This window comes from Streptomyces sp. NPDC058401 (genome assembly GCF_042722885.1).
Lineage (GTDB): Bacteria > Actinomycetota > Actinomycetes > Streptomycetales > Streptomycetaceae > Streptomyces.
In genome coordinates this window covers 1-15756 of record NZ_JBHXKA010000077.1, presented here as the reverse complement: position 1 = coordinate 15756, position 15756 = coordinate 1, and the positions used below count along the sequence as shown (strand labels likewise).

The following is a 15756-nucleotide window of genomic DNA, read 5'->3' as shown; positions in this document are numbered from 1 at the left end:
TTTCTCAACCCCTCCGAACATTCGGGCCCCTTCGAACCTCCAGGCCCTTCGAACCTTCAGGCCCCTTCGAACCTTCAGGACATGCCATGAGTTCCGCCAAGCAGGACGCGCGCGCGGCGACCGGCCGAGTGCAGGCGCCCGATCCGGCGCAGTACCGCCCCGGTCGCACGATCACGGAGTGGACGCCGGAGGACCCGTCCTTCTGGCAGACCACCGGCAAGAAGGTCGCCACCCGCAACCTGTGGATCGCGGTACCGGCCCTGCTGGTGGCCTTCGTGGTCTGGCAGGTCTGGAGCATCACGGCGACCAACCTCAAGGACGTCGGCTTCGGCTTCTCCCAGTCCCAGCTGTTCTGGCTGACCGCCGTTCCCGGCATCACGGGCGGCACCGCCCGCATCCTCTACACCTTCATCGGCCCGATGATCGGCCAGCGCCGCTTCACCGCGGTCTCCACCGTCGTGCTGATCGTGCCGCTGCTGTGGCTGGGCTTCGCGGTGCAGGACCCCACCACCTCCTACAGCACGCTGGTCGCCATCGCCGCGCTCTGCGGCATCGGCGGCGCCAACTTCTCCTCCTCCCTGGCCAACATCGGCTTCTTCTACCCGAAGCAGGAGAAGGGCAACGCGACCGGAATCAACGGCGGCCTGGGCAACCTGGGCGTCTCCGTGGTCCAGCTGCTCACCCCGATCCTGATCACCACCTCGGTCCTGGCGATCGGCTCGGGCCAGAAGAAGGCGGACGGCTCGGAGATCTACCTCCAGAACGCCGCGTTCGTCTGGGTGCCGGTCCTGATCGTCCTCGCGGCCATCGCCTGGTTCGGCCAGAACGACCTGAAGGTGGCCTCCACCCCCTTCAGCCAGCAGAAGATCATCTTCAAGCGCAAGCACAACTGGCTGATGACCTGGCTCTACGTCGGCACCTTCGGCTCCTTCATCGGTTTCGCGGCGGCGCTCCCGCTGCTCATCAAGACGACCTTCCCGGCGTACTCCGTGGCCACCTACGCCTGGATGGGCCCGGCGCTCGGCGCGCTGGCCCGCTGGGCGGGCGGCTGGGTCGCCGACAAGTTCGGCGGCGCACGGGTGACGATCCTGTCCTTCGTGGGCATGGGCGCGTCGATCATCGGCGTGATCACCTTCCTGCCGGCCGGCTCCGACTCCGGCTCCTTCTACGGCTTCTTCTTCTGCTTCCTCTCGGCGTTCTTCTTCTCGGGCATCGGCAACGGCTCGACCTTCCGCCAGATCCCGGTCATCTTCCGCGGCCAGCACCTCGCCGGCCTGACGGAGGGCACCCCGCAGTACACGAAGGCCCTGAAGCAGGCCGAGATCGAGTCGGGCGCGGTGACCGGATTCACCGCGGCCATCGCCGCCTACGGCTTCTTCTTCATCCCGGCGATGTTCGCCAACTTCGCCGTGACCAGCGCGATGTGGGGCTTCGTCGGGTTCTACGCCAGCTGCGTCGTCGTGGCCTGGTGGTTCTACGCCCGCAAGGGTGCGGAAGCCCCCAGCTAGTCAGTAGCCCCGGCCGGGCCGGCCCGGGTGTGGTGGGGGTCGCCGAGACGGCGGCGCCCGACCCCGCCCGGGCTTTTCGGGGCTCGGCCCCGGACCCGGTTACAGGCGCCTGCGAGACCGTGTGCGGCGCCGCTGCCGGGGGCGCCGCCCCCGGACCCCCGCGCCTCAAACGCCGGCGGGGCTGGATTTCCCGCGGGGCTGTATTCCGGGCCGGGTCGGCCCGGTCATCCCACAGACTGAAAGGCCAGGCCCGTGCTCGGCATGTTCCTGCAGCTCGCCGTCATGGTGGCGGCCATCGCCCTCGGGTCCCGCAAGGGCGGGGTGGCCATGGGGCTCTGGGGAGCCGTCGGGGTCTTCGTGCTCGCGACGTTCTTTGGGGTGACCCCCGCCGACACCTCCGGCATCGTCGACGTCATGCTGATCATCCTCGCGGTGATCATGGCCGCCGCCGCGATGGAGGCGGCCGGCGGCATCGACTACCTCGTCGGACTGGCCGAGAAGGCGATCCGCCGCAAGCCCAGCCGGGTGGTCTACGTGGCTCCCCTCGTCTCCTGGGCCTTCACCCTGGGCGCCGGCACCGCCCACGTCTTCTACCCCCTGCTCCCCGTGATCCACGACGTGGCCCGAGAGGGCGGCGTCCGCCCCGAGCGGCCCATCGCGGTCGCCTCCATCGCGGCTACCTTCGGTATCACCGCCTCGCCCGTCTCCGCGGCCATGGCCGCCATGATCGTGATGTTCGACGGGGACGGCTGGAACCTGCCCCGGATCATGGCCGTCGCCGTGCCGTCCACGCTGCTCGGCGTGCTCGTCGCGGCCACCGTGCAGTCCCGGATCGGCAAGGAGCTCGGCAAGGACACCGAGTACCTGCGCCGGCTGGCCGCCGGTGAGATCGAGGCTCCGGCCCCGGCCGAAGCCGCCCCGCCGCTGCGGCCGCGGGCGCGCTGGTCGGCGTACCTCTTCCTCGGCGGGACCCTCGCCGTCGTCCTCAGCGGTCTCTTCCCGGCGCTGCGCCCCGACACGGCCAAGGGGCCGCTGTCCATGCCCGCCACCATCGAGATCCTGATGATGGCCGTGGCCGCGCTGATCCTCCTGCTGTGCAAGGTCGACGCCAAGCGGATACCCGGCACGGACGTGGCCAAGTCAGGCCTCGTCGCCGTCATCGGGGTCTTCGGGCTGTCGTGGCTGGGGCTGTCCTTCATCGGCGCCAACGAGGCCCGGATCACCGGCGCGCTCGGCGGGGTCGCCCAGGACCACCCCTGGTTCTTCGCGATCATGCTGCTGCTCCTCTCCGCGCTGCTGTTCAGCCAGGCCACGACCACCAAGGCGCTGATGCCCCTCGGGCTTGCCCTCGGTATCCCGGCCCCCCTCCTCATCGCGATGTGGCCCGCCGTGAACGGCTACTTCCTCCTCCCCACCTACGGCACCTTCATCGCGGCGATCAACTTCGACAGGACCGGCACCACCCGCGTCGGCCGCTTCGTCGTCAACCACTCCTTCATGCTGCCCGGTCTGATCACCACGTGCGTCGCGGTATCCACAGGCTTCGCTCTGGTTCAGATTGTCTGACCGGTCCGACCCCTTTCCGCCTGCTCAGCCAGACCTTTTCGAGAATCTTGTGAAAGTTTTCACAAGCGCACGATGGACCTTTGACCTGCTCAAAGTGCCAGGTCAGCCCCGATGGGAGACCCTTGGGGCTGGGGATCAGGGGACTTTCGGGCCCCAGCTCAGGACCAACGCGGCGCCAAATGATCGATCAAAAGGCGTGCAATGGATACAAGCAATGAGGCGACTCGGAAGGTGCGGGCGATGACTGCCACCCCTGCGGAAACCACGAAGAACGGCGAAGCCTGGAACGGCTTCAAGGGCGGTCTGTGGCGCGACGCCATCGACGTCCGCGACTTCATCCAGCAGAACTACACGCCGTACGAGGGTGACGACACCTTCCTCGCCGGTCCCACCGAGCGCACCACCGCCGTGTGGAAGGCGATCACGGACAAGTTCCCGGAGGAGCGCGAGAAGGGCGTCTACGACGTCGCGTACGACATCCCGTCGACGATCACCGCGCACGCCCCGGGTTACATCGACCGCGACAAGGACCTGATCGTCGGCCTCCAGACGGACGCCCCGCTCAAGCGCGCGATCATGCCGTACGGCGGCTGGCGCATGGTCGCCGGCGCCCTGGAGACCTACGGCTACCCGGTCTCCGACGACCTGGAGAAGGTCTTCACGGAGTACCGCAAGACCCACAACGCCGGTGTCTTCGACGCGTACACCCCCGACATCCGTGCCGCCCGCAAGGCCGGCATTGTGACCGGCCTGCCGGACGCGTACGGCCGCGGCCGCATCATCGGCGACTACCGCCGCGTCTCGCTCTACGGTGTCGACCGCCTCATCGCCGTCAAGAAGGAGGAGAAGGAGGAGATCAACTCCCTCCCCGCGGGCAACCGCTCGCTGGAGGAGACGATCCGCCTGCGCGAGGAGCTCTCCGAGCAGATCCGCGCCCTCGCCGAGCTCAAGGCGATGGCCGCCTCCTACGGGTACGACATCTCCGGCCCGGCCACCACCGGCCGCGAGGCCATCCAGTGGCTGTACTTCGCGTACCTGGCCGCCGTGAAGGAGCAGAATGGCGCGGCCATGTCGCTGGGCCGCACCTCCACCTTCATCGACGTCTTCCTCCAGCGCGACATCGAGGCCGGCATCCTCACCGAGGAGCAGGCCCAGGAGCTGGTCGACGACTTCATCATCAAGCTCCGCATCGTCCGCTTCCTGCGCACCCCGGACTACGACGAGCTCTTCTCCGGCGACCCCACCTGGGTCACCGAGTCGATCGCCGGAATGGGCGAGGACGGCCGTCCGCTGGTCACCAAGACCTCGTTCCGCTACCTCCACACCCTCTACAACCTCGGCCCGGCCCCCGAGCCGAACATGACCGTCTTCTGGTCCCCCCAGCTCCCGCAGGGCTTCAAGGAGTTCTGCGCCCGGGTCTCGATCGACACTTCCTCGGTGCAGTACGAGTCCGACGAGCTGATGCGGCCGCGCTTCGGTGACGACACCGCCATCGCCTGCTGCGTCTCGGCCATGCCGGTCGGCAAGCAGATGCAGTACTTCGGCGCCCGCGTGAACGTCGCCAAGACCCTGCTCTACGCGATCAACGGCGGCCGGGACGAGAAGTCCGGCGCCCAGGTCGGCCCGTCCACCGGCGCCCTCACCTCCGAGGTGCTGGACTACGACGAGGTCATGGCGAAGTTCGACGAGCAGATGGAATGGCTCGCCGACACCTACGTCCACGCCCTGAACGTCATCCACTACATGCACGACAAGTACGCCTACGAGCGCATCGAGATGGCGCTCCACGACCGCGACGTGCGCCGCACCATGGCCTGCGGCATCGCCGGCCTCTCGGTCGCCGCCGACTCGCTGGCCGCCATCAAGTACGCCAAGGTCACCGCCGTGCGCGACGAGACCGGCCTCGCCACCGACTACACCATCGAGGGCGAGTACCCGGCCTTCGGCAACAACGACGACCGTGTCGACTCGATCGCCGTCTGGCTGGTCGAGGAGTTCATGAAGAAGATCCGCAAGCACCCGACCTACCGCGGTGCCGAGCACACGCAGTCGGTGCTGACCATCACCTCGAACGTGGTCTACGGCAAGAAGACCGGCAACACGCCGGACGGACGCCGCGCCGGCGAGCCGTTCTCCCCGGGCGCCAACCCGATGAACGGCCGCGACACCCACGGCTACGTCACCTCGGCACTGTCGGTCGCGAAGCTCCCGTACGAGGACGCCGAGGACGGCATCTCGCTGACCAACACCGTCACCCCGGACGGCCTGGGCCGCACCCCCGAGGAGCGGATCAAGAACCTGGCGGGCGTCCTCGACGGCTACATGGCGGTCGACGGCTTCCACATGAACGTGAACGTGCTCAACCGCGACACGCTCATGGACGCCATGGAGCACCCGGAGAACTACCCGCAGCTCACCATCCGCGTCAGCGGATACGCGGTGAACTTCGTCCGCCTCACGCGCGCTCAGCAGCTCGACGTGCTGAACCGCACCTTCCACGGCTCTCTCTGACCCTTACGAGAGCCCACGAACACGCGCGGCCCGGGGCCGGCCCTCACCCGGCCCCGGGACCGCGCGTCACCAGATCAGTCCACGGAATCTGGAAGCTGGAGCACCTGCCATGACCGTCCTCTTCGGTACGAGCCTCCCCGTCGGCCACGCCAACGCGATCAGCGTGAGCGCCGGCCAGACGCCCGCCGCCGCCGCGACCCAGCGGCCGAGCGAGGGCACGGTGCACTCCTGGGACCTGTCCACCGGGGTCGACGGCCCCGGCACCAGGTTCGTGACCTTCCTGTCCGGCTGCCCGCTGACCTGCCTGTACTGCCACAACCCCGACACCATGCGGATGCGCAACGGCAAGCGCACCTCGGCCGACGACGTCATCGCCGAGGCCGGCAAGTACACCAAGTTCATCTCCGCCTCCGGCGGCGGCGCCACCATCTCCGGCGGCGAACCGCTGCTCCAGCCCGTCTTCGCGGGCGAACTGCTGCACCGGATGAAGAACGACCTCGGCCTGCACACCGCACTGGACACCTCGGGCTTCCTCGGGGCCCGCGCCACCGACGCGCTGCTGCGCGACGTGGACCTGGTCCTGCTCGACATCAAGTCCTGGGACCGCGAGACGTACAAGAAGGTGACCGGCCGCCCGCTGGAGCCGACCCTGGACTTCGCCCGCCGCCTCGCCGACCTCGGCAAGGAAGTGCACCTGCGGTTCGTGCTGGTGCCGGGACTGACCGACTCCCGCGAGAACATCGAGGGAATCGCCGCCTTCGCCGGCGGCCTCGACAACATCTCGCGGGTCGACGTCCTGCCCTTCCACAAGCTCGGCGAGAGCAAGTGGGAGGCGCTCGACATGAAGTTCACCCTCCACGACACGCCGTCCCCGACCGCCGCACAGGTCGCCGAGGCGAAGGCTATCTTCGCCGCGCAGGGACTGAACGCGGTCTGAGGGGCGGGGCCCTCGCGCCAGCCCACCCGAGTCCTCACTCGAACGGCGCACCCATAAGCTCCATATAACGGGCCGAATCGGTACGTACCACCTAGCGTGGTGCTGTGTCCGAGCCCTCAGATGTCATCGACGCCGCGCCGCCCCCACCGGCGCCCGAGACCCCGCCGCCGGCCGGGCGGTCCGTCACCGCACGGGCCACCCTGGCCGGCACCGTCGTCTCGCTCCTGCTCATCGTCGCGATCGTGCTCGGCAGCCGACTGCTGCGGGACTTCGACTCCGCCCTGCTGCCCTACGCCGTCGCCACCGTCTTCCTGGCCTTCGGCGTGGCCTACCGGTACACCGTGTGGGTCTCGGCCCCCGGGGCGCGGCGCCTCTTCAAAAAGGGAATCGGCAGCTTCTGGTCGGCGGAGAACTTCCGCAAGGCGCCCACCGCCCTGCCGAAGATGATCGCCACCTACCTCGGCTTCCAGAAGTTCCTCGGCGCCCGCTCGCGCCCCCGCTGGATCGCCCACCAGCTGATGTTCTGGGGCTGCCTCCTCGCCGCGGCGATCACCTTCCCGCTGACCTGGGGCTGGTTCACCTTCACCTCCGAGAGCGGCGCGGGCCCCGGCTACGACATGCGGGTCTGGGGCATCAAGGTCCTCGGCTTCGACGCGCTCAGCGTCCTGGGCTGGCTGATGTTCCACGGCCTGGACATCGCCGCCGTCCTCGTCATCCCCGGAGCCTCGTACTTCCTGTACCGGCGGATGAAGGACCGCGGCGCGATGACCGGCCAGCGCTTCGCCTACGACCTGCTGCCGCTGATCTGCCTGATCGTCATCTCCGTGACCGGCCTGCTGCTGACCTTCTCCTCGATCTTCCTGCACGGCGGCGGATACGAGTTCCTCGCGATCCTGCACATGGTGTCGGTGGTGTTCACCCTCATCTACATCCCGTTCGGGAAGTTCTTCCACATCGTCCAGCGCCCGGCCGCCGTCGGCATGCAGCTCTTCAAGTACACGGCCCGCCAGGACGAGCAGATCTTCCTCTGCAAGCGCTGCGCGGAGCCCATCGACACCGCGCCCTACGTGGAGAACCTGCGCGGCACGATGAAGGACCTGAAGCTCGACTTCGACGCCTGGGCCGAATACTGCCCGCGCTGCAAGCGGGTCCTGCGCGGCAACGCCTACCTGAGCCACGTCAAGAAGGGCTTCAAGTGACCGCGACCGACCCCGCCAAGGCCGCGTCCCGGCCCGTACGCATCTCCATCGACCCCTCCATCGCACCACCCGGCACCCGCAACTTCCGCGACGCCGGAGGCATCCCCGCCGACCAGTGGCACGCCGACCAGAACGGCGAAACCCTGGTCCCCACCCACTGCTGCTTCTGCGGGGTGCAGTGCGGGATGTACCTGCGCGTGGACAAGGGCGGCAAGGTCTTCGGCGTGGAACCCCGCAACCACGACATCAACCGGATGCGGCTGTGCCCCAAGGGCATCAACGCCTACCAGCAGGTCAACCACCCCGACCGGCTGACCGCCCCGCTGATGCGGCGCTCCCGGGACGAGGAGTTCAAGGAGTGCTCCTGGGACGAGGCCCTGGACTTCACCGTCTCCGAGATCCGGCGCATCCAGGAGGCCCACGGCAACGACGCCTTCGGGCTGCTCGGCGGAGCCAGCCTCTACTCCGAGAAGACCTACCTCGTCGGCAAGTTCGGCAGGGTCGCCCTCAAGACGCGGCACGTCGACTACAACGGCCGCCTGTGCATGGTCAGCGCCGCCGGTGCCAACAAGCTCGCCTTCGGCATCGACCGGGCCGCCAACCCGTTCGCCGACATCCTGCTCACCGACTGCCTCCTGATCGCCGGGTCGAACGTGGGGGAGTGCTTCCCCGTGATGACCCAGTACGTGTGGGGCGCCCGGGACCGCGGGGCCTCGCTGATCGTGATCGACCCGCGAGAGACGGCCGTCGCCCGCACCGCGGACGTCCACGTCGCCCTCAAGCCGGGCACGGACTCGGCCTTCTTCAACGCCGTGCTCCACGTGATCGTCAACGAGGGCCTGACCGACGAGGCCTACCTCGCCGCGCACACCACCGGTTGGGACGAGGTCAGGAAGACCGTCCAGGAGTACCCGCCCTCCCGGTCCGCGGAGATCTGCGGCATCCCCACCTCACAGATCGTCCAGGTCGCCCGGATGTTCGGCGGCGCGGACAAGGCCATGGCCTTCCACGCGCGCGGGGTCGAGCACCACTCGCAGGGAGTGGAGAACTGCCTGTCCATCATCAACCTGTGCGTGGCCACGGGGAACCTCGGCAAGCCCGGAGCCGGCTACGGCACCATCACCGGCCAGGGCAACGGTCAGGGCGGCCGGGAGCACGGCCAGAAGTCCGACCTCCTGCCCGGGGGCCGTTCCATCATGAACGAGGAGCACAGGCGCCAGATCTGCCAGATCTGGGGCATCGAGGAGTCCGAGCTCCCGCCCGCCGGCACCTCCATGATGGAGATGGTCTGGCAGATGCAGCGGAGCGAGATCCGAGGCCTGATCGGCATCTGCAACAACCCCTTCGTCTCGCTCCCCAACTACAAGGTGGTCAAGGAGGGCTACGACGCCCTCGAGTTCCACGCGCAGTTCGACTTCTTCCTCTCCGAGACCGCGAACAACGCGCACGTGGTCTTCCCCGTCACCGTCTGGGCCGAGGACGAGGGCGTCATGGCCAACACGGAGGCCCGGGTCGTCAAGCACAACAAGGCCCAGGAGCCGCCCGCCGGGGTCCGTACCGACACGTGGGTGATGTGTGAACTCGCCCGCCGGCTCGGTGTCGGCGACAAGTTCGACTTCCCCGGCTCCCGGGAGGTGTTCGAGGAGCTGCGCGTCGCCTCGGCCGGCACGGTCAACGACTACTACGGCATCACCTACGAACGTCTGGAGGAGACCGGCGGGATCATGTGGCCCTGTCCCTCCACCGACCACCCGGGTACGCCCCGGCTGTTCGAGGGCGGCAAGACCTTCCACCCCGACGGGAAGGTCCACATGCAGGTGGTCGAGTGGCACGCGCCCATGGACGCCTACACCGAGGAGTACCCCCTCTCCCTCACCACCGGCCGCACCGTCGCGCACTTCCTCTCCGGCAACCAGACCCGCCGCCTCGGCGCCCTCGTCGAGCAGACCCCCCGCCCCTGGGTGGAGGTCCACCCCTCGCACGGCTTCCGCAACGGCGATCCGGTCCGGGTGGTCACCCGGCGCGGAAGCGAGGTGTTCCCGGCCCTGGTCACCGAGGCGATCCGCCCCGACACGGTCTTCATCCCGTACCACTGGCCCGTCCCGACTTCGGCGAACGCCCTGACCATCGACGCCCTCGACCCCCGCTCGAAGATCCCCGAGTACAAGGTCTGCGCCGCCCGGATCGAGGCCGCCGAACGCGTCGACGAGGTACCCGCCCCGCCCACCGCACCGGGGCGCGAGGCCTATCCGGAGACCCAGGTCTCCCGCACCGACCCCCTGCCCCCCACGGCCCCGCAGGGCCGTGGCACGGCGGAGAGGAGCTGACCCGCCATGATGGGCCGCACGATCTTCATCGACCCGGGTCGCTGCATCGGCTGCCAGGCGTGCGTCTCGGCCTGCCGCGAGTGCGATTCGCACCGCGGGAAGTCGATGATCCACCTGGACTACACCGAACCCGGCATGTCCGTCGCCTCCCTCCCGAGCGTCTGCATGCACTGCGAGGACCCGGTCGCCCCCTGCGCCGAGGTCTGCCCCGCCGACGCGATCCTGGTGACCGCCGACGGCGTGGTCCAGCAGGCCGACACCACCCGCTGCATCGGCTGCTCCAACTGCGTCAACGCCTGCCCCTTCGGCATCCCGAAGATCGACCTCCAGGCGAAGCTGCAGATGAAGTGCAACCTCTGCTACGACCGCACCGCCTACGGCCTCGCCCCGATGTGCGCGACCGTCTGCCCGACCGGGGCCCTCTTCTACGGAACCCTCGAAGAGCTCCAGGCCGAGCGCCCCGGCGTCCAGGTGGCCGACTCCTTCGTCTTCGGTGACGTCGTCGTCCAGACCGGCGTGGCCATGGTCGTTCCCGCCGACAAGGTCCAGTGGCCCGTCCCCGGCGGCCTGCCCGTCGTCGAGATCAACGGAAGGGACGTGCGATGAGCGTCACCGAGCAGCCTCCTCCGCACCCAGGTCCGGCCTCCGACGGCGGGGCGGCCGCCGACGCCGCGATCGAGCAGCTGCGCGACCGGATCAGCGCGGACTCCCTCACCACCCGCCGGGACTACCTGCGGATCGTCGCCACCGTGTCCGGAGGCCTGGCCATCGGCGGTGTCGGCGTCGCCGCGGGCATCCTGCACCGGCACGGGGACAACGAGGGCCTGCCCGACCCGAAGAAGGTCGCCGACCGGCTGGCCCCCGGCCAGTCCGTGGCCTTCCGGTTCCCCGGCGAGGACGACCGGGCCCTGGCCGTGCGCCTCGGCGACGGCTCCCTCGTGGGCTACTCCGCCGTCTGTACCCACCTGGCCTGCGGGGTGCTGTGGCGCAAGGACCGCGGCCCCGACGGGGAGCTGTACTGCCCCTGCCACGAGGGTGTCTTCGACGCCCGCACAGGCGAGGTGACGGCCGGTCCGCCGCCGCGCCCGCTGCCGAGGATCTACCTGACCGAGCAGGCCGACGGCAGCGTCTGGGCCGTCGCCACCGCCCGGTCGGGGGAGCCGGCCAAGGATGCGCTCTGCCGGCAGTTCGGCGACTCCCACCCGGTGGAGTCGGCCCGTCTGGGCTGTCCCGGTGCCGCCCGGGCGGGCTCCACCGAGAGGAGGGCCACATGAGCGAGACACCGCTGCCGCCCCGCCCGGAGTACCACCCGGGCAGTGCCGAGCCACGGCTCAACCGCCCGGTGCGCGAGCGGTACCCGCAGATCCGCTCCACCAGCGGGTACGGGGACCCCCGGATCCGGCACACGGGCCCGGGCCCGGGAGCCGGCACCGAGCAGGAACCCGAGCGCTCCTCCCGGCTCAACGCGCGCCTCGTCCTGGCCCTCACGGTCGTGATCGGCCAGCTCTGGGCGCTCACCGTGACCGTCAACGAGTGGATGAAGGGAAACACCGGTACGGCCTGGTGGGGGGCGGGATTCCTGACCCTGTCCTTCCTCGTCGTGATCGGACTGTGGCTCCTCGACCCGAAGGACCGATGACCATGTCGATTCCCACGCCGACTCCGTCGGCATCCCGCAGCCATCGCGCGGAAAGCTACAAGCCCGGGGCCACCATCGCCGACTGGCGGCCGGAGGACGACGGCTTCTGGAACTCCAAGGGTCATCGGGTCGCCCAGCGCAACCTGTGGGTCTCGATCCCGGCGCTGATGCTCGGCTTCGTGGTCTGGCAGGTCTGGTCGGTGACCGTGGTCAGGCTGAACGACGTCGGGTTCGGCTTCTCCAAGTCGCAGCTGTTCTGGCTGACCGCCATCCCCGGTATCACCGGCGGCACCTTCCGGATCCTCTACACCTTCATCGGGCCGATGTTCGGCGAGCGGAAGTTCACCGCCTTCAGCACGATCATCCTGATCGCGCCGATGCTGTGGCTGGGCTTCGCGCTCCAGGACACCGGTACGCCCTACTGGGAGCTGGCCCTGATCGCGGCCGTCTGCGGCATCGGCGGCGCGAACTTCGCCTCCTCGATGGCGAACATCGGCTTCTTCTTCCCCAAGCGGGAGAAGGGCAGCGCCAACGGCCTCAACGGCGGCCTCGGCAACCTCGGCGTGAGCGTGGTCCAGCTGGTCGCCCCGCTGGTGGTCACCGCGGCCGTCCTGGGCGCCCCGGCGGGCGGACCCCAGCACGACGCGAAGAAGAACACCGACATCTGGCTGCAGAACGGCGCCTTCCTCTGGGTGCCGCTGCTGGTCATCATGGCGCTGGCCGCCTGGTTCCTGATGAACGACCTCAAGGTGGCCGCGGCCCCCTTCAGCCAGCAGAAGATCATCTTCAAGCGCAAGCACAACTGGCTGATGACCTGGCTCTACGTCGGCACCTTCGGCTCCTTCATCGGCTTCGCGGCCGCCCTGCCGCTGCTGATCAAGAACAACTTCGAGGGGCAGGGCTACCAGGCCACCACCTACGCCTGGATCGGCCCGTTCATCGGGGCCCTCACGCGCTGGGGCGGCGGCTGGCTCTCGGACAAGATCGGCGGAGCCAGGGTCACCATCCTGTCCTTCATCGGCATGGCGGCGGCCCTCGTCGTGGTGATCTTCGCGCTGCCGGCCGGTGGCCAGGAGGGCAACTTCTGGCCCTTCTACATCGGCTTCCTGGTGGCCTTCGCCTTCTCCGGCCTGGGCAACGGCTCGACCTTCCGGCAGATCCCGGTGATCTTCCGGGACAGCCACATGAAGGCCGCCGAGGGCAAGGGCCCCGAGGCGCAGGCCGCGGCGCTCAAGCAGTCGGAGATGGAGTCGGGCGCCGTCACCGGCTTCTCCTCGGCCATCGCGGCCTACGGCTTCTTCTTCATCCCCGCGATGTTCGCGGCGATGGCCGTCACCAACGCACTGTGGATCTTCATCGGCTTCTACGCCACGTGCCTGGTGGTCTGCTACTGGTTCTACGCCCGCAAGGGCGCCGAGGCTCCCAGCTGAGCGGGGCCGGCGGCGGGGGCGGCCGTACCCTGGAGGCATGAGCGACACCCCCGCCACCGACCCGCACGCCCCGAAGCCCGCCCCTTCGAGCGCCCCGAAGTCCAGGCCGAAGCCGCGCCTGGACTTCGGCGACCCGCTGGACCAGCAGTCCTCGGACGACACCGACCGGGGCTGGGGCGAGCGGCCGCCCGCCGGCGGAAGCGCGGCCGACCTGGCCCGCTTCCTCGACGAGAAGCCTCCGCACCACGTCTGACCGCAGGGACCGCCTAGAGCCGGGGGCCCGGGGAGTCCGACTGGACCTGCCCGCCGCCCGCACCGCGCTGGGCGACCAGGGCGTCGCGGATCTCCTTGAGGACCTCCAGCTCGGTGATCTCCATGGTCTCCTGGACGCCTTCCTTCGCCTTGCGGCGCGCCTCCTGCCGGGCGAGGTACTTCGACATCGGCAGCACCATGAGGAAGTACACGACCGCGGCGGTGATCAGGAAGGTCAGCGCGGCGTTGAGCACCGAGCCCCAGAGGAGCTCCACGCCCGTCGGCTTGCCGTCCGCGCCGACTCCGCAGGGATCCTTGATGCAGCTCTTGTAGGCGTCCAGACTCTGCGTGCCGACGAGGCCGATCACCGGGCTGATCAAGCCCTTCACGACCGAATTCACGATGTTCGTGAACGCGGCGCCGATGACCACGGCCACCGCCAGGTCGACCACGTTGCCGCGCATTAGGAAGGCCTTGAAGCCTGCCAGCACGCTCACCTTCTTCTTCTCGCTCACCACTGAGCCCTTCTTCGTATCTGCCGAACATGGAGCCAACGGTTCCGAAAGCTACGGCAGTTTGGGCATGGGGTGTCCAATCGACTCCCACCCCACGGTGACTTGACTGCACGTTCGTGCGATTCAACACAACGTCACCGCCAGTCGGGACACGGTCCCCGCCCCCACGAGAGCCCGCGCGGTGTCCCGGGGAACGGACAGCACCACCAGCGCCCCGCCGTCCCCAACGCCCGGCTCCGCAGAAGGCACTTCGGCGACCCGGGCCCCCGCCGCCACCACCCGGGGCGGCCCGCCGCGCTCCGCCGCGACCACGTCCACCCGGTCCCCGGGCCGCAGCAGCCGCACCGTCGCCGCGTCCGCGATGCGCACCGGCGCCGACACCAGCCGCACCACCGCCGGAGGAGGCTGCGCCGAGGGAGGTGCGGAGCCCCGCGAGGCCCGCGCCTCGGTGCCGCCCACGGCCAGCACGGCCGCCACGACGGCCAGCCCGGCCGCCGCCCCGCGCCGCCGGCGCCGCACCGCCCTGCGCAGCCGGTCCCCGGCCCGCCCCACCCGGAGCGGGGCGAAGGGGGGAACGGAGCGCGCGGGGGGACACGTACCGGACGAGGGGGCACGGGGGACGGGGGAGGGGCGCACCGGGGTGTGGACGTGGGGTGCGGAGAAGGAAGGGACGCGGGAGTTCGCGGTCATGGAGGCCACCACCTGACGGAGTGAGCCCGGAGTCCGGGGGCCGGAGTCCGGTGCCCGGACCCAGCGCCCGGACACCCCACACGATCCGCCGTCCCGCCGGATCCCGCTCGGCCCTGTGGACCGTCCCCAGCTTGTGGATATCCCCGTCACCCGCAGGAGTTACCGCCCCGCCGAGACCCTCCGCAGCGCCGCCACCGGATCGGCGGCCCGCGTCACCGACCGCCCCACCACGACGTGCGAGGCCCCGGACGCGAAGGCGGCCCACGGGGTGTCGGAGCGGGCGTGATCGGAGCGGGCGTGCCCGCCCGCCTGCCCGCCCGGCAGGGTCACGCCCGGCGTGACGATCAGCCGGTCCGGCCCCAGCAGCCTCCGCAGCGGCCCGGCCTCCCGGGGCGACCCGACGACCCCGTCGCATCCGGCCTCCGCCGCCAGCCGGGCCAGCCGCAGCACCTGCTCGTCGACGCTCACGCCGCTGCCGCCGCCGCTGCCGGCGTGATCGCTACCGCTACCGCTACCGCTACCGCTACCGATGCCGATGTCCGCGAGATCGCTCCCCGTCATGCTCGTGACCACCGTCAGCGCGAGCACCCGTAGCCCGGGGAACTCCCGCGCGGCGTCCACGGCGGCCGTCATGATCCCCGTACCGCCCATGGAGTGCACGGTGACCACGGACGCGCCGAGGGCGCCCGCGGCGCGGACGGCTCCGGCCACGGAGTTCGGGATCTCGAAGAGCTTCAGGTCGAGGAAGACCTCGTGGCCCTGGTCGACGAGCCCGCGCACCAGGTCCGGCCCGGCGGCGGTCAGCAGCTCCAGGCCGACCTTGTAGAAGCCGCAGGCGCCCCCGAGGCGTGTCACCAGGGCCTCGGCGGTCGACCGGTCGGCGAAGTCGAGGGCGACGATGACCTGGTGGTTGGGGGTGGTGTTCACCCCGTCAGTGTCGTCGGCGGCGCTCGGAGGGAATCCAGCGGGCCTTCCGCCAGGCGGCGAACCCGGGTGCACCCGAGCGAACCCGGGCGCACCCGAGCGAGCCCGAGCGAGGCCCGGGCGCACCCGGGCGAGCCCCGGAAGCGGGGGGGGGGGGGGGGGTGCGGGCCCCCCCCCCCCCCCCCCGCCCGCCCGCCGGGGGGCCGCCGGGGGGGGGATATAAAAAAAAAAGAACCCCCCACAACAAAAAGAAAAGGC

The 15756-nt window shown here is 69.9% G+C and carries 14 protein-coding genes; 11 read left to right on the top strand and 3 right to left on the bottom strand.

The window, feature by feature from the left end:
- Positions 1–86 precede the first annotated feature (86 nt).
- From ACFWNV_RS25585 to ACFWNV_RS25535, 11 genes are all read left to right on the top strand, one after another.
- A complete protein-coding gene (locus ACFWNV_RS25585) occupies positions 87–1508 on the top strand; it encodes an MFS transporter (RefSeq protein ID WP_383951379.1) in 1422 nt (473 codons plus the stop codon).
- 261 nt (positions 1509–1769) lie between these two features.
- Entirely contained in the window at positions 1770–3074 is a 1305-nt protein-coding gene (locus ACFWNV_RS25580) for an anaerobic C4-dicarboxylate transporter family protein (protein WP_383951429.1), read from the top strand.
- A 240-nt stretch (positions 3075–3314) separates the two neighbouring features.
- A complete protein-coding gene (gene pflB, locus ACFWNV_RS25575) occupies positions 3315–5585 on the top strand; it encodes a formate C-acetyltransferase (RefSeq protein WP_383951377.1) in 2271 nt (756 codons plus the stop codon).
- Positions 5586–5694: 109 nt separating this feature from the next.
- The gene (gene pflA / locus ACFWNV_RS25570) at positions 5695–6522 is read left to right on the top strand and encodes a pyruvate formate-lyase-activating protein (protein ID WP_383951374.1); all 828 of its coding nucleotides are present in this window, start codon (positions 5695–5697) and stop codon (positions 6520–6522) included.
- A 104-nt stretch (positions 6523–6626) separates the two neighbouring features.
- The gene (locus tag ACFWNV_RS25565; protein ID WP_383951371.1) at positions 6627–7721 is read left to right on the top strand and encodes an MFS transporter; all 1095 of its coding nucleotides are present in this window, start codon (positions 6627–6629) and stop codon (positions 7719–7721) included.
- Positions 7718–10048 carry a molybdopterin oxidoreductase family protein gene (locus ACFWNV_RS25560; protein WP_383951368.1) on the top strand — a complete coding sequence of 777 codons (2331 nt, stop codon included), beginning with the start codon at positions 7718–7720 and terminating at the stop codon, positions 10046–10048. The genes ACFWNV_RS25565 and ACFWNV_RS25560 overlap by 4 nt, the downstream gene beginning before the upstream one ends.
- A 6-nt stretch (positions 10049–10054) precedes the next feature.
- A complete protein-coding gene (locus ACFWNV_RS25555; protein WP_243335392.1) occupies positions 10055–10654 on the top strand; it encodes a 4Fe-4S dicluster domain-containing protein in 600 nt (199 codons plus the stop codon).
- On the top strand, positions 10651–11322 hold the full coding sequence (locus ACFWNV_RS25550) for a ubiquinol-cytochrome c reductase iron-sulfur subunit (RefSeq protein WP_383951365.1): 672 nt from the start codon (positions 10651–10653) through the stop codon (positions 11320–11322). The genes ACFWNV_RS25555 and ACFWNV_RS25550 overlap by 4 nt, the downstream gene beginning before the upstream one ends.
- Positions 11319–11687 (top strand): hypothetical protein, encoded by a 369-nt coding sequence (locus ACFWNV_RS25545; RefSeq protein ID WP_383951362.1) that lies wholly within the window; start codon positions 11319–11321, stop codon positions 11685–11687. Before ACFWNV_RS25550 ends, ACFWNV_RS25545 begins: the two co-directional genes overlap by 4 nt.
- A gap of 2 nt (positions 11688–11689) precedes the next feature.
- Positions 11690–13117: a NarK family nitrate/nitrite MFS transporter gene (locus ACFWNV_RS25540; RefSeq protein ID WP_383951359.1), complete on the top strand. Its 1428-nt coding sequence runs from the start codon at positions 11690–11692 to the stop codon at positions 13115–13117.
- Between the two features lie 37 nt (positions 13118–13154).
- Positions 13155–13370: a hypothetical protein gene (locus ACFWNV_RS25535; protein ID WP_383951357.1), complete on the top strand. Its 216-nt coding sequence runs from the start codon at positions 13155–13157 to the stop codon at positions 13368–13370.
- A 13-nt stretch (positions 13371–13383) separates the two neighbouring features.
- On the opposite strand, the gene mscL is transcribed toward ACFWNV_RS25535, so the two are convergent.
- From mscL to pyrF, 3 genes are all read right to left on the bottom strand, one after another.
- Positions 13384–13887 (bottom strand): large conductance mechanosensitive channel protein MscL, encoded by a 504-nt coding sequence (mscL, locus tag ACFWNV_RS25530; protein WP_383951355.1) that lies wholly within the window; start codon positions 13885–13887, stop codon positions 13384–13386.
- Between the two features lie 120 nt (positions 13888–14007).
- Entirely contained in the window at positions 14008–14574 is a 567-nt protein-coding gene (locus ACFWNV_RS25525; RefSeq protein ID WP_383951353.1) for a hypothetical protein, read from the bottom strand.
- A 159-nt stretch (positions 14575–14733) separates the two neighbouring features.
- Positions 14734–15501 (bottom strand): orotidine-5'-phosphate decarboxylase, encoded by a 768-nt coding sequence (pyrF, locus tag ACFWNV_RS25520; protein ID WP_383951350.1) that lies wholly within the window; start codon positions 15499–15501, stop codon positions 14734–14736.
- Positions 15502–15756 lie beyond the last annotated feature (255 nt).

Coding starts and splice junctions, on each gene's coding strand:
- ACFWNV_RS25585 (WP_383951379.1), top strand. CDS start 87: ATGAGTTCCGCCAAGCAGGACGCGCGCGCGGCGACCGGCCGAGTGCAG.
- ACFWNV_RS25580 (WP_383951429.1), top strand. CDS start 1,770: ATGTTCCTGCAGCTCGCCGTCATGGTGGCGGCCATCGCCCTCGGGTCC.
- pflB (WP_383951377.1), top strand. CDS start 3,315: ATGACTGCCACCCCTGCGGAAACCACGAAGAACGGCGAAGCCTGGAAC.
- pflA (WP_383951374.1), top strand. CDS start 5,695: ATGACCGTCCTCTTCGGTACGAGCCTCCCCGTCGGCCACGCCAACGCG.
- ACFWNV_RS25555 (WP_243335392.1), top strand. CDS start 10,055: ATGATGGGCCGCACGATCTTCATCGACCCGGGTCGCTGCATCGGCTGC.
- ACFWNV_RS25550 (WP_383951365.1), top strand. CDS start 10,651: ATGAGCGTCACCGAGCAGCCTCCTCCGCACCCAGGTCCGGCCTCCGAC.
- ACFWNV_RS25545 (WP_383951362.1), top strand. CDS start 11,319: ATGAGCGAGACACCGCTGCCGCCCCGCCCGGAGTACCACCCGGGCAGT.
- ACFWNV_RS25540 (WP_383951359.1), top strand. CDS start 11,690: ATGTCGATTCCCACGCCGACTCCGTCGGCATCCCGCAGCCATCGCGCG.
- ACFWNV_RS25535 (WP_383951357.1), top strand. CDS start 13,155: ATGAGCGACACCCCCGCCACCGACCCGCACGCCCCGAAGCCCGCCCCT.
- ACFWNV_RS25525 (WP_383951353.1), bottom strand. CDS start 14,574: ATGACCGCGAACTCCCGCGTCCCTTCCTTCTCCGCACCCCACGTCCAC.